10 protein-coding genes are annotated in these 19069 nt (G+C 68.1%); 8 read left to right on the plus strand and 2 right to left on the minus strand.

The features are described 5' to 3' along the window. Positions 1-11: 11 nt before the first annotated feature. Complete coding sequence (locus tag CAL26_RS22130; RefSeq protein WP_094848860.1) at positions 12-1433, minus strand: Fic family protein; 1422 nt, start codon at positions 1431-1433, stop codon at positions 12-14. A 61-nt stretch (positions 1434-1494) separates the two neighbouring features. Here CAL26_RS22130 and CAL26_RS22135 point away from each other — a divergent pair, with 61 nt between their 5' ends. From CAL26_RS22135 to CAL26_RS22170, 8 genes are all read left to right on the plus strand, one after another. Continuing rightward, positions 1495-1914 (plus strand): CopD family protein, encoded by a 420-nt coding sequence (locus CAL26_RS22135; protein WP_179283433.1) that lies wholly within the window; start codon positions 1495-1497, stop codon positions 1912-1914. A gap of 190 nt (positions 1915-2104) precedes the next feature. Next, positions 2105-3595 carry an efflux transporter outer membrane subunit gene (locus CAL26_RS22140; RefSeq protein ID WP_094848861.1) on the plus strand — a complete coding sequence of 497 codons (1491 nt, stop codon included), beginning with the start codon at positions 2105-2107 and terminating at the stop codon, positions 3593-3595. A 34-nt stretch (positions 3596-3629) separates the two neighbouring features. After that, complete coding sequence (locus CAL26_RS22145; protein ID WP_094848862.1) at positions 3630-4823, plus strand: efflux RND transporter periplasmic adaptor subunit; 1194 nt, start codon at positions 3630-3632, stop codon at positions 4821-4823. After that, positions 4820-8005, plus strand: a complete 3186-nt coding sequence (locus tag CAL26_RS22150) for an efflux RND transporter permease subunit (RefSeq protein WP_094848863.1) — start codon at positions 4820-4822, stop codon at positions 8003-8005. The genes CAL26_RS22145 and CAL26_RS22150 overlap by 4 nt, the downstream gene beginning before the upstream one ends. A 50-nt stretch (positions 8006-8055) precedes the next feature. Next, complete coding sequence (locus tag CAL26_RS22155) at positions 8056-8742, plus strand: heavy metal response regulator transcription factor (protein ID WP_094848864.1); 687 nt, start codon at positions 8056-8058, stop codon at positions 8740-8742. After that, on the plus strand, positions 8739-10118 hold the full coding sequence (locus CAL26_RS22160) for a heavy metal sensor histidine kinase (RefSeq protein ID WP_094848865.1): 1380 nt from the start codon (positions 8739-8741) through the stop codon (positions 10116-10118). The genes CAL26_RS22155 and CAL26_RS22160 overlap by 4 nt, the downstream gene beginning before the upstream one ends. Before the next feature lie 760 nt (positions 10119-10878). Next, the gene (locus CAL26_RS22165; protein WP_179283434.1) at positions 10879-14484 is read left to right on the plus strand and encodes an autotransporter outer membrane beta-barrel domain-containing protein; all 3606 of its coding nucleotides are present in this window, start codon (positions 10879-10881) and stop codon (positions 14482-14484) included. Between the two features lie 336 nt (positions 14485-14820). Continuing rightward, positions 14821-18000, plus strand: a complete 3180-nt coding sequence (locus CAL26_RS22170; RefSeq protein WP_179283435.1) for an autotransporter outer membrane beta-barrel domain-containing protein — start codon at positions 14821-14823, stop codon at positions 17998-18000. 18 nt (positions 18001-18018) lie between these two features. Here the strand turns inward: CAL26_RS22170 and CAL26_RS22175 are convergent, their stop codons facing one another. Next, positions 18019-19011: a Bug family tripartite tricarboxylate transporter substrate binding protein gene (locus CAL26_RS22175; protein ID WP_094848868.1), complete on the minus strand. Its 993-nt coding sequence runs from the start codon at positions 19009-19011 to the stop codon at positions 18019-18021. Between the last annotated feature and the right edge of the window lie 58 nt (positions 19012-19069).

Genomic DNA, 19069 nt, shown 5'->3' on the forward strand with positions numbered 1-19069 from the left:
TCAAAATCGTTTTACCGGGAGACGTTCAGCCTGGCGCTTTTCCAGCGCTCCACGGCTTCAGGACTAAGCCCATAGCGTGAAGCATTGAATGCCTCCAATCGCGAAAGATCCGCGTTGACCAGTCCGACGATCCGGGAATGAAGCGCTGGGCCCGTCGCACCAGATTCAGGATGGGATTCATGGAAATCTCTCAACACGGTAGTGACCGCGTCTTCCGCCGACAGATTGCTTGCAACCACCAGATTGACCGCTGCCTTGATCTGCGGTCGCCAACGCACGATGGTGACGTCAGGTGCCGGCATCGTCGCCAGGACTTCGGCGTAATGCCGGGTCGATCTTGCATAGGCCCACGCGAACAAGTCTCTTGCGATGCTGACGTCGTTGCTTTCATAAACAGCGAGCATGGCCTGGCTGTACACCGTCGTGTCAACGTCGATAAAAGAAAGCGGCGCGTGGTTTCGCAAAATCAGCGGAACGTTGGCCAGCAATCGGCCCATCCGTTTGTTGCCATCCTCGAACGGCTGCAGATATGGAATATTGACCCAGAGAAAAAAAGCAGCCTCGGATGGACTGTCGATCAGCATTCCTTTCTCGACGATCATCTGCAGATGTTCTTGAAGAAAGTGCGGCGACTGGCTAGGTAGATATGCCGTTCCTCCGATGGTCACCACGCGACGACGAATGGCGCCGAGTGCGTCCTCATTGGCGAGCAGCCCGGACATCAAAAGCCGGTGCATTTCAAAAACGATGGGTATGCTCAAGCCAAACTCAGGCACCGTCTGCGCCATGAACTGGATCGTTTCCTTGTGGTTGAGCAGCATGATGGCATCGCGGTCGATATCGTGCGGCGCGCCCCCCGCTTTGTTGCCGTAGACCCGCGCGAAAAGTTCTCGCGTATCCGCCAGGCTGTAGTCATTGCCCTCGAGCTTCGAGGAAGACCAGGACATATCGATCAACAGCGGCTCGAGGATGCGGCTCAGATAGGTTCCGGCGGGCTCCTGTTCCAGGGACTGTCGAGACATTTCGTCCAGGCGCGCCGCGAGCGTCTTACCCAGCAAGCTGCTTTCATTGGAAATGTAGGACCCAAGAAAAGCGGATTTGTAGCCGGACCGCGGCCGCGAAGACAAGGGCTTGGCGAGCTGCGCCAACGCGCGTGTGGCTGCTGGCGACCACGCTGGCGCCCAACCTGAAGCGGCCCGCGATTCAATATCGCCAGCGGCTTGCGAATCCGCATCCGCTGGCAGGTAGTACGTGGCAGGTCCACTGCCAATACGACGCAACCGCCCTTCTTCAATCGCTTTAGCCAGCCACCGATTGATGGTCGGACGGCTCACCGAAGGCAAAGCGTCAGCCAATGCCGACGCCTTTACTCCGTCGGGGTGTTCGGCTGCCAGCGCAAGAAAACGGGATAGGATGGTCTCTCGACTTGCCATGATTCCATCTCGTTTTGATAAGATAGGATTATCTTATCAATCAGATCAAATCAAATCAAACATGGATTTCGCGGTTCTCTACACCTGGACGAAGATTCTGCACGTCGCCGCGGCGTTCATCTTCGTCGCCGGCATCTCGGCCGTGTCGCTGATGCTGATCGCCGACCCGCCCGACGCCCCCAATGCCGCCGGCGCGGCGGCCAGGATGCGGCGCTGGCACCGCATCGTCACGACCCCCGCCATGATCCTGACCTGGATCCTCGGCATCGCCCTGGCGGTGCAGGGCCATTGGCTGGGCGATGGCTGGCTGCACGGGAAACTGGCCCTGGTCGTGCTGCTGTCGGCCATCCACGGCATCCAGGCACGGACCCTGCGCCGGCGCGCGGCGGGCAGGCACGCCGCCATGTGGCGGATCACCCCGCTGGTGGTCGCGATGGCGGTGATCGCCATACTTGCCCTGGTGGTGGTCAAGCCGTTCTGACGCTGTCCGGGCTTCGACCCACGGTCGATACGTGGTCGATACGTGGTCGACGCGGCTGCACAGTATGAAATCGCGCGGCCCCCTCGCCCGACGCCCACGGCGACCGCCGCCCCCGCGCTCATGTAACTGACAGGATTGTCAGTTCTCGGACAGGCTATCGTCCCGGCCCGCTTCGTACAGTGGCGGCATCATGATCGCCACTTCCCTGCCCGCGCGCCGCGCCCCGCGCCGCTCCACTATCGTGCCGGCCATCCTCTCGGCACTGGCGCTTCTATCCGGCTGTACGGTCGGGCCGGACTACGTACGTCCGGACATGGCCATTCCCAGCGCGTACAAGGAAAGCCCGCCGCGCGATCCACCCCAGGCCGGCGCCTGGAAGACCGCCCAGCCCGGCCAGATCGACGCCACGCGGAACTGGTGGGAAATCTACGGCGACAGCACCCTGAACGACCTGGAGACCCAGGCCACCGCCGCCAACCAGACCATCGCCCAGGCCGCCGCCCAGTACCGTCAGGCACGCGCCGTGGTGCAGCAGGCCCGCGCCGCCTTCTGGCCCCAACTGAGCACCGGCGTGTCCGCCGACCGCGCCCGCAGCATCGGCAACGGCGGCAGCAAGCTCGGCAATACCTACACGGCGTCCCTGGACGCCGCCTGGGAGCCGGACCTGTGGGGCGCCGTCCGGCGCTCGGTGGAAGCCAGCGACGCCAGCGCCCAATCCAGCCAGGCGCAACTGGCGGCCGCGCGGCTCAGCGTGCAGGCCACGCTCGCCCAGGACTATATGCAATTGCGCGTCACCGACGAGCTCAAGGCCTTGTTCGCGCGCACCATCGCCGCCTTCGAGCGCTCCCTGAAACTGACGCAGAGCCAGTACAACGCCGGCGTCGCGCTGCGTTCCGACGTGGCGCTCGCGGAAGCGCAACTGCACACCGCGCAGGCATCGGCCATCGACCTGGACACCCAGCGCAACCAGCTGGAGCACGCCATCGCCATCCTGCTCGGCCGCGCGCCCGCCGATTTCACCTTGCCGCCCACGCCCGAAAGCTGGCGCGCCGCGGTGCCCGCGATCCCCGCCGGCGTGCCTTCGCAACTGCTCGAACGCCGCCCCGACATCGCCAGCGCGGAACGCCTGGCCGCGTCCGCCAACGCGCAGATCGGCGTGGCGCAGGCGGCCTTCTATCCCGACGTCACCCTGAGCGCCGCGATCGGCTTCAGCAGCGGCACCGCCGGCCTGGCGCAATGGTTCAACACGCCCAGCCGGATCTGGTCCCTGGGCGCCGCGCTGGCCGAAACGATATTCGACGGCGGCCTGCGCAGCGCCCGGGTCGACCAGGCGCGCGCCGGCTACGACGCCGCGGTCGCGCAGTACAAGCAGACCGTCCTGGGCGGCTTCCAGGAAGTCGAGGACAACCTGTCCAATCTGCGCGTGCTGGCCGACGAAAGCGTCGCCCAGGACCAGGCCGTCACGGCGTCGCGGTTGTCCGAACAGCTCGCCCTGGCGCAGTACCGCGCCGGCACCACGACCTACCTGACCGTGGTCACCGCCCAGTCGCTGACCCTGTCCAACGAACGCACCGCCGCGGACCTGCTGGGCCGCCGCCTGCTGGCCAGCGTCGCGCTGATCAAGGCCACCGGCGGCGGCTGGGATGCGGCGCAGCTCGGCGACCCGGTGGCCGCCCGATGAACCCCGACACCTTGCAAGACTGAGAGCGAAGATCATGGCAGATGCATTGTCCCGGCGCCGCGCCGGATACGCGGCCGCCGCCGTGGCCCTGGTGGCGATTGCCGCCGGCTTCTGGGGCGTCGAGCACCGCGCCGAATCGGCGGATGCGCCGGCGCCCAAGACGCCGCCCGTCGTCGTGACGTCCACGCGCGTCGAGCAGCAGGACGTGCCCGTCTACCTGACCGGCGTGGGCACCGTCACCGCCAACCAGAGCGTGACGGTCAAGACCCGCGTGGACGGCGAGCTGGACAAGGTGGGTTTCGTCGAAGGCCAGGACGTCAAGGCCGGGCAGATGCTGGCGCAACTGGACCCGCGCGCGCTGCAGGCGCAGCTGGCGCAGGCCAAGGCCACCCAGGCCAAGGACCAGGCGCAACTGCTGAACGCCCGGCTGGACCTGAAACGCTTCACCCAGCTGACCAAGGAAGACGCCGCCACCCAGCAGCAGCTGGACACCCAGCGCGCGCTGGTCGCGCAGCTGGAGGCGACCGTGCAGATGGATGAAGCGCAGGTCTCGTTCGCGCAGGTACAGCTGGGCTACACCACCATCACCGCGCCCATCGGCGGCCGCGTGGGCGCGCGGCTGGTGGACCCGGGCAATATCGTGCACGCCAGCGATACCGGCGGGCTCGTCGTCATCAACCAGATCGATCCCATCTCGGTGATCTTCACCGTGCCGGAATCGGCGGTGGGCGACATCAACACCGCCATGGCCGACACGCCCCAGGGGCTGCCGGTCACCGCGCTGGGCCGGGAAACCAACCAGCCGCTGGGCACCGGCAAGCTGGTGCTGGTGAACAACCAGATCGACACCACCAGCGGCACCGTGCAGCTGAAGGCCCTGTTCCCCAATCCACGGCACGTCCTGTGGCCGGGCCAATACGTCAACGCGCGCCTGCAGATCGCTACCCGCAAGCAGGCGCTGACCGTGCCGGCCGCCGTCGTGCAGCGCGGCCAGAACGGCACCTACGCCTATGCCCTGGACGACCAGGGCGTCGCGCGCATCCAGCCCATCCGCGTGGCGATGATCCAGGACAATGTCGCCGTGGTGGATGAAGGCCTGAAGGCCGGCGAACGCGTGGTGGTCGACGGCCAGTACAAGCTGCGCCCCGGCATCCATACCGCCGAATCGAAAACGTCGACCGCGATGGCGGGCGCCCCCGGCGGGCCCGCGCAAGGGGATGGCAAATGAGCATTTCCGCCTCGTTCATCAAGCGCCCCATCGGCACCAGCCTGCTGGCGTTGGCGTTGCTGCTGGTCGGCGTGGCCGCCTGGCCGCTGCTGCCGGTGGCGCCGCTGCCTCAGGTGGATTTCCCCACGATCCAGGTCACCGTCAGCCTGCCGGGCGGCAGCCCGGAGACCATGGCGTCCAACGTCGCGCAGCCGCTGGAACGGCAGTTTTCGCTGATCGCCGGCCTGTCGCAGATGACCTCGCTGAGCGGCCAGAGCCAGACCCAGATCACGCTGCAGTTCGACCTGGACCGCAGCATCGAATCCGCCGCCGTCGACGTGCAGGCCGCCATCAACGCGGCCTCCGGCCAGTTGCCGTCCAACCTGCCCAACGCGCCCACCTTCCGCAAGGTCAATCCGGCCGACGCGCCCATCATGATCCTGAGCGTGCAGTCGGATACGCTGCCGATCACCGAGGTCAACGACTACGCCGACAACATCCTGGCGCAGCAGATATCGCAGATCAAGGGCGTGGGCCTGGTCAACATCGGCGGCCAGCAGAAACCGTCGGTGCGCGTGCAGGTCGACCCCACCAAGCTGAAATCGCTGGGCCTGAGCCTGGAGGACGTGCGCAACGTCATCGCCACGACCACGGTCAACCAGCCCAAGGGCACGATAGACGGCCCCACGCAGAGCTTCACCACCTACACCAACGACCAGCTGCTGAAGGCCGCGCAGTGGAACGACATGGTGCTGGCCTATCGCAACGGCGCACCCATCCGCGTGCGCGACGTCGGCGTGGCCGTGGACGGGCCCGAGAACAACAAGCTGGCGGCCTGGGCCTATGCGGGACCCGCGGCCGAGCCGGGCAATACGATCACCAACGGCCGCGGCATCGTGCTGCAGATCAGCAAGCAGCCGGGCGCCAACGTGATCGAGACCGTCGACGCCATCAAGGACGCCATGCCGCGCCTGCAGGCCGCCATCCCCCCCACCGTGCAGGTGAACACCATCATCGACCGCACCGCGAACATCCGCGCGTCGGTGCAGGATGTGGAATTCACGCTGATCCTGACCATCGTGCTGGTGGTGATGATCATCTTCGTCTTCCTGCGCGATATCGCCGCCACGCTGATCCCCTGCGTCACCGTCCCGCTGGCGCTGATGGGCACCGCCGGCATGATGTACGTGGCCGGCTTCAGCCTGGACAACCTGTCGCTGATGGCGCTGACCATCGCCGTGGGTTTCGTCGTCGACGACGCCATCGTCATGCTGGAAAACATCTATCGCCACGTCGAGGACGGCATGGGGCCGCTGGAAGCCGCCTACAAGGGCGCCGGGGAGATCGGCTTCACCATCGTGTCGATCTCGGTGTCGCTGGTGGCGGTGTTCATCCCGCTGCTGCTGATGGGCGGCATCGTCGGCCGCCTGTTCCGCGAGTTCGCCGTCACCGTCACGCTGACCATCCTGGTGTCGGTCATCGTCTCGCTGACGCTGACGCCCATGCTGTGCTCGCGCTACCTGAAGAACCAGCACGGCCGCCAGCATGGCCGCCTGTTCATGCTGTTCGAGCGCGGCTTCGACGCCATGCTGGGCGGCTACAAGCGCGGCCTGCAATGGGTGCTGCGCCATCAGTTCATCACGCTGCTCAGCTTCATCGCCACGGTCGCCGTGACCGGGTTGATGTTCATCACCATACCGAAGGGGTTTTTTCCGCAGCAGGATACCGGCTATATCTTCGGTTTCGCCCAATCGTCGCAGGATTCTTCCTTCGGCGCGATGAACCGCCGCATGGTGCAGCTGGCGGACATCGTGCGCCAGGACAAGGACGTGGCGGCCTTCGGCATGAACGGCGACCCGACGCAGTTCAATACCGGCCGCTTCTACATCGGGCTGCGTTCCAAGGAAGACGGCCGCACCGACAATGCCGACGAAGTCATCCGCCGCCTGCGGCCCAAGGTGGCGCAGGTGGAAGGCGTCACGCTGTACATGCAGGCCGGCCAGGACATCAACGTGGGCGGCCGCCTGTCGCGCACGCAATACCAGTACACGCTGACCGATTCCAACCTGGACGAACTCAACCAATGGGCGCCGAGGCTGGCGACGCGTTTCGCCCAGCTGCCGCAACTGACCGACGTGGCCTCGGACCAGCAGAGCAACGCGCCCACCGCCACGCTGACCATCGACCGCGCGCGGGCATCCAGCTTCGGCATCTCGCCCGCCCTGATCGATTCCACCATCTACGACGCCATCGGCCAGCGGCAGGTCGCCCAGTACTTCACGCAGTTGAACAGCTATCACGTGGTGCTGGAAGTGACGCCGGCGCTGCAACGCGATCCCTCGCTGTTCGACAAGCTGTACCTGACGTCGCCGCTGACCGGCGAGCAGGTGCCGCTGTCCACCTTCGTCAAGCTGGACACCACCAGGACCAACTACCTGGCCATCAACCACCAGGGCCAGTTCCCGGCAGTCACCCTGTCGTTCAACCTGGCGCCGGGGACCTCGCTGGGCCAGGCCGTGCAGGCCATCAACGCCGCGCAGACGGAGATGGGCGTGCCTGCCACGCTGATCGGCTCCTTCCAGGGCGCGGCGCGCGCCTTCGGCGATTCGCTGAAATCGCAGCCTTACCTGATCGCCGCGGCGCTGATCGCGGTCTATATCGTCCTGGGCTTCCTGTACGAGAGCTATATCCATCCGCTGACCATCCTGTCCACGCTGCCTTCGGCCGGCCTGGGCGCGCTGCTGATCCTGCGCGCGGGCGGCTACGACCTGAGCGTGATCGCCCTGATCGGCATCATCCTGCTGATTGGCATCGTCAAGAAGAACGGCATCATGATGATCGACTTCGCCCTGCACGCCGAACGCGAGCACGGCATGTCGCCGCAGGAAGCCATCTACCAGGCCTGCCTGCTGCGCTTCCGGCCCATCATGATGACCACCATGTGCGCCCTGCTGAGCGGCCTGCCGTTGATGCTCAGCAACGGCCAGGGCGCGGAACTGCGCCGTCCCCTGGGCTACGCCATGGTCGGCGGCCTGATCGTTTCGCAGGCGCTGACCCTGTTCAGCACGCCGGTGGTCTACCTGTACCTGGACCGCGCGCATTACTGGTATCTGCGCCGCAAGGAAGCCCGCGCGGCGCGCAAGGCGGCGGGGCGCCAGGCCCCCGGCGATGGCGAGCCGCGCGAACCGCTGGTGCAGAAATAAGGTAAAAGAACCGCAGTCCGCACCGTCGTGCACCCCACCAGCGCCCCGCCATGAAAATCCTGATCGTCGAAGACGAGCTCAAAACGGCCGATTACCTGCACAAGGGCCTGACCGAGCAAGGTTGCGCCGTCGACCTGGCGCACAACGGCGTCGACGGCCAGTACCTGGCGGTGGAACACGCGTACGACGTCATCGTGCTGGACGTCATGCTGCCGGGGCTGGACGGCTTCCAGGTGCTGCGCGAACTGCGCCGCTTCCGCCAGACGCCGGTCATCATGCTGACCGCGCGCGACAGCGTGGAAGACCGCATCCGCGGCCTGCAGGACGGCGCCGACGACTACCTGGTCAAGCCGTTCTCCTTCCTGGAATTGCTGGCCCGCCTGCAGGCGCTCACGCGCCGCGGACGGACCCAGGAGCCCATGCACCTGCGTATCGGCGACCTGCAGATCGACCTGGCCAGCCGCAAGGCGCAGCGCGCCGGCGTGCGCATCGACCTGACCGCCAAGGAGTTCGCGCTGCTGGCCGTGCTGGCCCGCCGCAAGGGCGAGATCCTGTCCAAGACCGCGATCGCCGAACTGGTCTGGGACATGAACTTCGACAGCAACGTCAACGTCGTCGAAGTCGCGATCAAGCGCCTGCGCGCCAAGATCGACAGCCCCTTCGGCACGCGCCTGCTGCACACCATCCGCGGCATGGGCTACGTGCTGGAACAGCGCGACGACGCGCAGCCCGAATGAAGCCGTCCGCGTCCATCACCACCCGGCTGGCGCTGATGTTCGCGTCGGTCGCGCTGCTGACCTTCTCGCTGATCGGCGCGGCCCTGTACGGCGTGCTGCGCACGGAGCTCGCCCGCCAGCAGACCGACGTGCTGAACACCACCGCCAACGAAATGCTCTACGCGCTGAACCGCATGGGCAATACCGAGCGCTGGAGCCACGCGGAAACCAAGATGGACACGCTGACGCCGGCCGACGGCAGCCTGCGTTTCTGGATACTCAGCCCCGATCCGGCCTATGCCTACGGCAAGGACGTCCCCGCGGCGCTGAGCGCGGCGCCGCCGCCCGACGGTTTCGACAGCGTCGCCATTCCGGGCCGCCTGTACCCCATGCGCATCCTCGTGCGCACCGTGCCCGCCCTGCAGGACCGTCCTCAGGTGAAGTTCATCGTCGGCATCGAGACCGCACCGTATTTCCATACCCTGCACAGCTTCCTGATCGCGCTGGCGGGCCTGCTGCTGTCCGCCGTCGTGCTGATCATGTTCCTGGGCCATTGGGTCGCGCGCATGGGGCTGCTGCCGCTGCAGCGGCTGTCCGACGAGGCCCGCAAGCTCAGCCCGCGCCACCTGGCCCAGCGGCTGGACGTGGCCACCCTGCCGATCGAACTGGCCGACCTGGCCGGCGCCTTCAACGGCGCGCTGGGCCGGCTGGAAATCGCCTACACGCGGCTGGAGGCCTTCAACGCCGACGTCGCCCATGAACTGCGCACGCCCCTGACCAACCTGATCGGCCAGACGCAGGTCGCGCTGTCGCGCCGCCGCAGCGTGGCCGACCTGGAAGAAGTGCTGCAATCCAACCTGGAAGAACTGGACAGCCTGCGCGCCATCGTCAACGACATGCTGTTCCTGGCGCGCGCCGACCAGGGCGAAGCCGCCACCGGACTGGTGCGCACCCCGGTTGCCGCCGAGGTCGGCAAGACGATCGAGTTCTTCGAATTCGTGCTGGACGACATGCGGCTTTCCGTGGAAATCGAAGGCGATACCCAGGCCGAGGCGTCGCTGGATACCGCGCGCTTTCGCCGCGCCGTGACGAACCTGCTGCAGAACGCCATCCAGCACACCGCATGCGGCGGACGCATCACGGTGCGCATCGATCCGCAACCGGGCAGCGTGCGCGTGGCGGTATCCAATCCGGGCGCGCCCATCGACCCCATCCACCTGCCGCGCCTGTTCGATCGCTTCTACCGCGTGGATGCGTCGCGCCACGACAAGGGCGACACCCATGGCCACGGCCTGGGCCTGGCCATCGTCAAGGCCGTGGCGACCATGCACGGCGGCGACGTGTTCGCCACCAGCGATCATGGCACGACCACCATAGGCTTCAGCGTGCTGGCCTGACCGCATCGTGTCCGCACGCTGGCCGACTACGTGTAAACCCGGGGTGGCGGATGTCGATTCGGTAATCCTGGATTGCAGGATCGGCCTGCGCGGCGCGCCTTGCGCAAAGAGTGCGTCTTATAAATTCCGCGGACCTGGAATTCCTGCCATGGACCGGAACGCGACTTCCATGCTCGCAACGAACGGGCGTCTGAATGACAGAACCCGGTTGCACATAAATAGAGTCTGGTCGTAGAGTCCGCCGCTTCATGAATTCGCCCGCCCTTTCCCCGCATCGCCGTCCCGTACCCGTCATACACGCCGCGTCAGCTGCATTAGCTGAATTAGCTGAGTTAGCCGCATCCGTCACGCATGCCTTGCATGCGCCGGCCCGCGCGACCGGCAATCCATAGCCACGGGCGGCGCGCCTCCCGCCGCCGCCCAGTCCCCCTGTTCCCCCTGTTCCACCTGTTCCACCTGATCCGCACATAAAGCGGCGAATCGTGCCGGTGTCGGCTTCGCGCACCTTGCACGAGCCCGTCACGGCGTGAACCCTCGCGCGGCGCCTGCGCGCGCTGCGCGCATCCATTCCATCCTTCACCAGAGAGTACGCAGCACCGATCCGCCAGCACCCTTCCAGCGCTAAAGGAGCAGTATGTCTTACCCGCATCACCCTGCATCCCCGCCATCGTCGTACCCGCATTCGATGTTTCAGCGCTTCCGCCTACCCGGCGGAGTTCCCGTTTCCCACCGTGGCCAGTTGCCATGGATACGCCGCGCCGTGTATGGCGCGACGTCGTTCGGCCTGCTCGCCTGTCCCCCCGACCCTGTCTATGCCGGCGGTGACGCCAGGCAGTACGGACCTTCCACCGCCACCGTCACGGCAAGCACCGGCGATCCCCGCGCCACGGCGCGCGTGCGGGGCCCCATCGTGACCGCCGGCTCGGGCGAGCATGCGGTCCAGGCCTTGCAGCCCGGCGGCGCCATCCTGTCGGGTCCTGTGTCGACCCGTGGCGACGACGCCTATGGCGTCCACTATGGCGCCGGCGTCCGCCTGATCATCACCGATAGCGACATCGTGACGCACGGCGCGCGCGCGCACGCCGTGCAGGGCGTGGAAGATGCCGCCGTCCCGGCAGCGGGCGAGCTCGCGCTGCAGCGCGGCTCGATCACCCTGTTCGGCCACGACAGCACCGGCGTACACGCGACCGCGCCCATCGCCCGCCTGGGCCGTCCGCTGCAGCCCACCAACCCCGCGAAGCTGTGGAGCATGGGTTACGACAGGCCGGCCAGCGCGCATCAGACGGACGTGCGTATCCTGGGGCAGGCGCCCCGCAATACCGGCATTTCCATACGCGGCCGCCGGCGGCTGGAGCTGAATGGCGTCGCCATCGATCTGCATGAAACCGGTTCGGTCGCGATGTCGATCGGCCCCAGCGCGCGGGTCGACGGCCGCAACGTCGGCATCGCGGCGACCGGACCGGAAAGCTTCGGCGTGCGCGTGCGTGGCGCCGCCGGGCGGGCCGATGACGAGGCCTGCCCGGCGCCGACCGAACTCCACCTGGCCGATGGCTTCATCGCGATGGCCGGCACCGATTCGCCAGCGGTCGAAGTCGTGCGCGCGCTGGTCTCGCTCAAGGACGTCTCCGTCACGGCCTCGAAGGATGCTCGCTTTGCCGTCGGCAATGAGGCCGGCGTGTTCCGCATGCAGGCCACGCAGGGCCGCGGCGAGCTGCGCGGCACCGGCTCCGCGCTGGCGGCCTGGACCGGCAACGACAGGGAAACGGCCAGCTTCGATTTCCGCAACGTCACCATCCACAGCGGATCCGGCAGCCTGCTCGAAGTCGGCCGCGATCGCGGCGACCGCGGGCCCGCGCGGCCCGCGCACGTCAAGCTGACGCTGGACGACAGCGATGCGCGCGGCCGCATCTGGAGCGGCGCGCCCGACGCGCCGCGCGTGGACGTTACCTTGAAGCGCGGCGGCGCGTGGCGGGGCCATACGGACATCGGGCGGACGGTGACGGTTGAAAGCCGTGGCACGTGGACGGTGGATGGCGATTCGACGGTGCAGCGCGTGCTGCTGCACAATGGAACGATCGCCTTCCGCGAACCGGATCCGGCTGAACGGCCGGGTGCGGCGCCGGCCCGGCGGGGTTCCACGCACACCGTCGAAGAACCTTACTCGCGGCCGCCCGGCGAGCGCGCGCAAACGACCTTTCACCGCCTGCACGTCCTGCAGGACATCGACGGCAAGGGCACCGTGGACATGCGTGCCGATACGACGCGGGGAACGGGCGACGGCATCGTGGTGGACGGCGCCATACGCGGGAACATCACGGTGGCGGTGCGCGACAGCGGGGCGATGAGCCAGACCGTGAGGCCGGGGGTAAACCTAGGAGTGAGCCAGGCGGTGACGTCCGTGCCGCTGATCCATGCCAGGAAGGGCGGGAGCGCCACCTATACCCTGGCGAATAATGCGCCGCGCATCATGCTCGCGGGCCATCCTTTTCAGCTGCGGAAGAAAAAGGCCGACGACGGGCCCGCGGTCACTGTATGGGTGGTGCCGGAAGGCGCGCCCTTCATCCGCGGCCACGACACGCTGGACCTGCCGCCGCCGGGCAGCGGCCCGGTCGTGGTGGCGGAGGCGGCGCCGGTGTCGCACGGCGGGGTCGACTACATGCATCTTCCGCCGGCCAGGCCGCCGGCCCCGCCCATCGTCGGGCCGGCGGCCGCCCATGGCGGAATGGAACGCAAGCAGGAGCGCGAGGTCGCGGTGGCGGGGAATCCTTCCGGGGATATACCGACGGTGCGCGACCTGGATCCATCGACCGTGACGGTCGGGAAGGATGGCACGGGTCCCGTGCGCGAAGTGCCGCCGGGGACCGGGGGTGACCGGCCCATCATCCCGACCAGGCGGCCGGAGGTGCCGGCGCCTGGGCCTGGGCCTGGGCCTGCGGCAGTGCCTGCACCCGAGCCTGTACCCGCGCCCCAGCCCATGCCGGCGCCAGCGCCTACTCCTGCGCCTGTGCCCGATCCTGCGCCCGTGCCCATGCCGGAGCCGGTCCCCGCGCCTGAAGACGTTCCCCTGCCAGTCCAGGAACGAGAACCGGAACGGGACAGCGGCCCCGCGGATCCGCCAGGCGAGAACCCTGGCGGGCCGGCCGGCACGCCGCCGACCGCTGATGTGCCCGCTGATGTGCCCGCTGATGTGCCCGCAGACGTACCCACCGAAGCGCCCGCCGATGTTCCCGCCGATGTTCCCGCCGATGTTCCCGTCGACGAACCCGTCGATGATCCCGTCAACGGGCCTGGAGAAGCCGCTGAAGACCCCGCGGCAGAAACCACCGAAGAAGCGCCTGAAGCATCCGCCGAAGCGCTCGCGGAAACATCCGCCGAGCCCCCTGCCGCGGAGCCGCCCGCGCCCGCGATCGTCCTGTCGCCCCAGGGCCGGCTCGCCGTCAACAACTCGGCGCTGGCCGCCGGCCAGGGCATCTGGAACGCCCAGCTCGGCGCCATCGACCGGCGCATGCGCGCGGTCCGCCACGGCGACGGCATCGCGCCGCCCAGCGGCATCCACGCGATCGATTCCGCCAGCCTGGGCATCTGGATGGAAGCGCTCGACGGCCGGCAGAAGATAGACAACCCGCTGACCGGCGAATACCGGCAGGACCTGCATGGCTTCATCGCCGGCGTGGACCGCGCCATCGACGTCGCCGCCGGCCGTTGGCACATCGGCCTGCTGGCGGCGCAGGCGCATGGCCGCCGCGACTTCGATGACGGCAAGGGCAGCACGCGCGGCACGCACGTCGGCGGCTATGCGACCTTCCTGGGGCCGCGCGGCAGCTATGCCACCGCCGTCGTTTCCGCCGGCCGCTACCGGCACGACATGCATGGCGACAAGGCCGACGGCAGCCAACTGAGCGGATCCTTCCGCAACAAGGGCATCGGCGCCTCGCTGGAAGCCGGCCGCCGCGTCGACCTGTCCGGCGCGTGGTTCGTCGAGCCCTACGCCGGCGTGAGCTACCTGCACGTCGGCAGTGCGCAGTACAGGCTCAACGACGGCACCCAGGTCCGCGATCGCGGCGGCCATTCCCTGCAATGGCGCGCCGGCGGCCGCGTCGGCCGCGCCATCGACACCGCCAGCGGCGGCACCGTCACGCCCTATGTGCGCGTGGGCTACGCCTACGAAAACGGCAACCGCAACCGCCTGTCGGTCGATGGCACGAACCTGAACGCCGACCTGGGCGGCAGCCGCGTGGACGTGGGCGCGGGCGTCGAAGCGCGTCTGGGCAAGTCCCACGGGCTGTACGTGGACCTGGGATACGCCAAGGGCAAGCGCTTCGAGCAATCGCGCATGGTGACCGTGGGCTACCAGTACCGCTGGTAAGCCCACGGAACAGAAAGGCCGGCGCGCGCACATATCGCTCTGTCCTTCCCACGCACCGCCGGCCACGATCGCCCACCACGAAGACGATCGCGGCCGGCTTGCTTCAAGCCCGGCGCCGGCCGGGCGGGAACCGTATCGCAGATGTCGGAGGAGCAAGCAGTCATGGCTGGTCTACACGTCCATCAAGCTGTTCATGGACCCGAACGCAAGCGCATCACCCCCCATACGGTTCCATCGTGCCGAACGGCTCGCCGAATGGCTCGCCGAATGGCCTGCCGAATGGCTCGCCGAACGGCTTGCCAGCCGAACGCCGCAGCAGCTCCAGGCAAACCCGCCATGCCCGGCTTCACGTGGCAAGCCGGCGCGATGCGCGGCGCGGCGCCGCTGGGCCTGTTGTTGAACCTGCTATTGTCCCCGTTCTGCGACGCACGCGCGCAGGAATACGCGGCCGAATACGGCTGGTCGGACCGCACTATCGAAGTCACCGATGGCGACGCCGCCCGCAGTACCCGCGTGCGCGGTCCGGTCCACACGCGGCAGGACATGGCGCATGGCGTCAAGGCCTTGCAGCATGGCTCGGCCGATCTCGCCAGGACCGTCATCCACACCTTCGGCGACGACGCCAACGGCGTCTACTTCAGCGGCGCCGCGCGGCTGTTCATCACTGGCGCCAGCGTCACGACCCGCGGCGAACGCGCGCACGGACTGGGTAGCTTCGACGACAGGGGCGATGACGTCCCCGACTGGGCATATGCCAACGCCGGTACGGTGCGCATGGACAGCGGCACCATCAACCTACACGGCAAAGGCTCCCACGGCGTGCATGCGGTCGGCGATACCGGCATCGTTCACCTGGGGGCGGCGCTCGTCCCCGAAACCGGGTCAGCCCGCGATTCAAGCCAGAATAACGGCGCGACGGCACCGGCGCGGCAAGCGGACACCGATGCGGCCACGGATACAGGCTCCGATGCCAAGGTATGGATCTACGGCAAGGGCGAGCAGAACACCGCCATCCACGCGGTCGCCAACCGCCGCGTCAGTTTCAATGGCGTGCGCAGCATCCTGTACGGCCCCTTCGGCACCGGCATCCTGGCGCGCGACAACGCCACCGTCACGGGCCAGAACCTGTGGCTGTATGGCGAGAATGCCGACAGCGTCGGTCTGCGCGCCGTGGGCAGGGTTCCCTGCGCGATCGACGCGCACAGCAGCCGTTGCCCGGGCGCCGACACCACCCTGCATATCGCGCGAGGCTTCGTGCACATGCGTGCGCCGCGCTCGCCCGCGGTGGAAGTGGACCGCGCGCGCGTGTACCTTCGCGATGTCATCGTGACCACCGGCGCGGATACGCCTTATGCGGTCGGCAATGAAGCGGGACGTTTCCGCTACACCGGCGAAACCACGCGCGTGATCCTGAGCAGCCATGGCTCGGCCTTGCGGGCATGGGTAAGGGAACCCGGGCAAAGCGCCGTGTTCTACCTGACGAAAGCCGACATACGCAGCGGCAACGATACGCTGCTGGAACTCGTGCGGCCGGGCGACGCGCCGGCGCCGCAGCGGCGGCGCGTCCCGCGCATGCACTATGCGATGCTGAAGCTGGACGACACGCGGGCCCATGGCGCGGTACGCGGCCTGCCGGACACCCGCGCGAACATACAGCTGGCCAACGGTTCGGTCTGGCGCGGGCACACCGACGTCGGCGGACAGGTCTACATCGGCAGCCGCAGCACCTGGGCCATGAATGCGGATTCCATCGTCGATGCGCTGACGATGTCGTCCGGCGGCACGCTGCGTTTTGCCGCGCCTGCGTCCGGCAACGGGCACGGTCCGCGCTTTCAGACCCTGACGATGCGGGACCGCCTGCGCGGCCAGGGACGCTTCGAGATGAACACGCATCTGGCGCGCGGCGCGGCCGACCGGCTCGACGTCATGGGCCGCGCGGCGGGCTCGTACGCGGTGCTGATCACCGATCATTCCCGCGACGGCGATCCCCCGGGGCCACGCGCCGTGCCCATCGTCCAGGCACGCCGCGGCAACGCAAGCTTCGTCCTGGAGAATGACAGGCAGGCGGTGGATGCGCGGGGGCAGCGCTATACGCTGGTCAAACGGCGCACCGCCGCCGGCACCGTGTGGGCGCTCGAACGCGAAGCGGACGACGCGCCGGCAAACGGCGTCGATGCGCCTGGCTCGACGGGCGCCCCGGTCCCCAGCGGCCAGGATCGTCCAACCGATCGAAGTGCGGATTCTGGCGATGCCGCGGGTGCAACGACCGCCCGGCACGGCCCGGGCTACACCGACACCGGCGCGGGCGACGCCGATGGCAAGACCAGCGATCGTGCTGGAGCAAGCGTTCCCGGCGACGGCGAGGCCAACGGCGATGACGGCGGCGATGACGGCGGCAACGCCAATGGCAATGGCAATGACGGCGACAGCGACGAAGGCGGCGGCGATGCCATCGGCGATGGCGACAGCCGGCAGCCCGGCGACGACGACGCCACGGCGCTCGGCGCGCCGGACGCTTCCGTCGTGCCGCCGCGCGCCATCCAGGCCGCCCTGGTGAACAACGGCGGCATCGCATCGTCGAGCGCGCTCTGGATGGCCGCGTTGCGTCCGGTCGAAGAACGCGGCCGGGTCATGGTCGACGCCGGCGGCAATGGCAATGGCAATGGCAATGGCATCGACAACGGCATCGACGACGGCCGCGACCCGCGCTTCGCGCCCACCGGCAACGGTTTCTGGATACGCGGCGTGGACACGCGCCAGCATCTGCGGCAATCCGCCGGCGCCTACACGCAATCGCTCTGGGGCTACACCCTGGGCGCCGACCGGGGCGTCAAGGTCGCGGCGGGCAGGTGGCGCCTGGGCGCCAGCATCGGCGAACTCGACGCGCATCGCCGCTTCGATGGCGGCAAGGGGCGCACGTCCACCGTCCTGTTCGGCCTCTATGCGGTCCTGCAGCTGGATAACGGCGCCTATGCCAGCGTGGCGGCGTCGGCGGGCCGCTTCCGCAACGCGGTGCAGGCAAGCGCGGCCGACATCGGCGGCACGGTGACGGGCCGGTATCGCCATAGCGGCGGCGGGCTGGCCGTGGCGGCCGGCCAGCGCCTGGACCTGGCACGCGGCTGGTTCGTCGAACCGGGCGCCGGGCTCGGCTACTTCAAGGCGGGCGGCGCGCGTTATACGCTCAGCGACGGCACGGCCGTGCACGACCGCGGCGGCCACACCCTGCAGCCGCGCGCCGGGCTGCGCGCGGGCCGCGCCATGGCGCTGGGCAACGGCAGCACGGCGACGCCGTACGTCAGGATCGGGTGGCTGCGGGATTACGGCAAGCGCGCAACGATACACGCCGACGATGCGAACCTGCGCTCGGACCTGTCCGGCAACCGTTTCGAGATCGGCGCGGGCGCGGAAGCCCGGCTGGGCCGCAGCCACTTCCTCTACGCCGACGTGGAGGCCGCCAAGGGCGGCCACCTGACGCGATCGAGGTCCATCGTGGCGGGCTACCAATACCGCTGGTAGCCCGCGCCGCCAGCGTGATCAGTCGGCCGTGATTCCAGCCGACTTGATCACCGTCGCCCACTTGGCGGCTTCGGCGTCCAGGTACTTGCCGAAGTCCTCCGGCGTGCCCGGCTTGGTGCTCACCCCCATGCCGGCGAGCACCTTCTGTGCGTCCGGGCTGGTCAGGGCCTTGTTGATCTCCGCGTTCAGGCGACTGACGATTTCCGGCGGCGTACCCTTCGGCGCCATGAAACCCCACCACACGCTGGCCTCGAAGTCGGGGAAGCCCGCTTCCGCGGCGGAAGGCACGTTGGGCAGCAGTGCCAGCCTGTCCTTGCTGGCCACCACCAGGCCACGCAGGCGGCCAGACTGTAGCTGCGACAGGCCCTGCACCGGATCCAGCAGCATGAAGTCCACACGGCCGGCCGTGAGGTCCACGATGGCGGGCGCGCCACCCTTGTACGGCACATGCAGCATATTGGTCTTGGTCACGTACTTCAGCAGCTCGGAACCCAGGTGGGCCGAACTGCCGGGACCGGCCGAGGCATAGCTGATCTTGCCCGGATCGGCCTTGGCCGCGTCCACGATGTCCTTCAGCGACTTGGCGGGAGAATCCGCCGGCACCATCATGATCAGCGGCGACGATCCCACATAGGCGATGGGCGTCAGCGATTTCAGTTCGGCGAAGGGCCGCTTCGGATACAGCGCGACGTTGGTCGCCAGGCCGTTGGCGCCCAGCAGGATGGTGTAGCCGTCGGCCGGCGCCTTGGCAGCGGCCTCGTTGCCCACGCTGCCATTGGCGCCGGAGCGGTTTTCCACCACGATGGACTGGTTCATCTGCTGGCCGATGTGCTGCGCCACCAGGCGGCCCAGGATGTCCACCGCGCCGCCGGGCGGGAACGGCACCACCATCCGGATCGGCTTGTCGGGGTAGTTGGCCTGGGCCCGCGCGGCGCCCATGGGGACGACGGCGGCGACAGCCAGGGATACCGCCGCCAGCCAGGCCGGCGCGCGGAAACGTGCTGATGTCATGTCTGCTCTCTTTGTTGTGTGTAAGGCTGGTACGAAAAAAAGGGGGCTGCGCCCCCCC

The organism is Bordetella genomosp. 9, from assembly GCF_002261425.1.
Lineage (GTDB): Bacteria > Pseudomonadota > Gammaproteobacteria > Burkholderiales > Burkholderiaceae_B > Bordetella_C.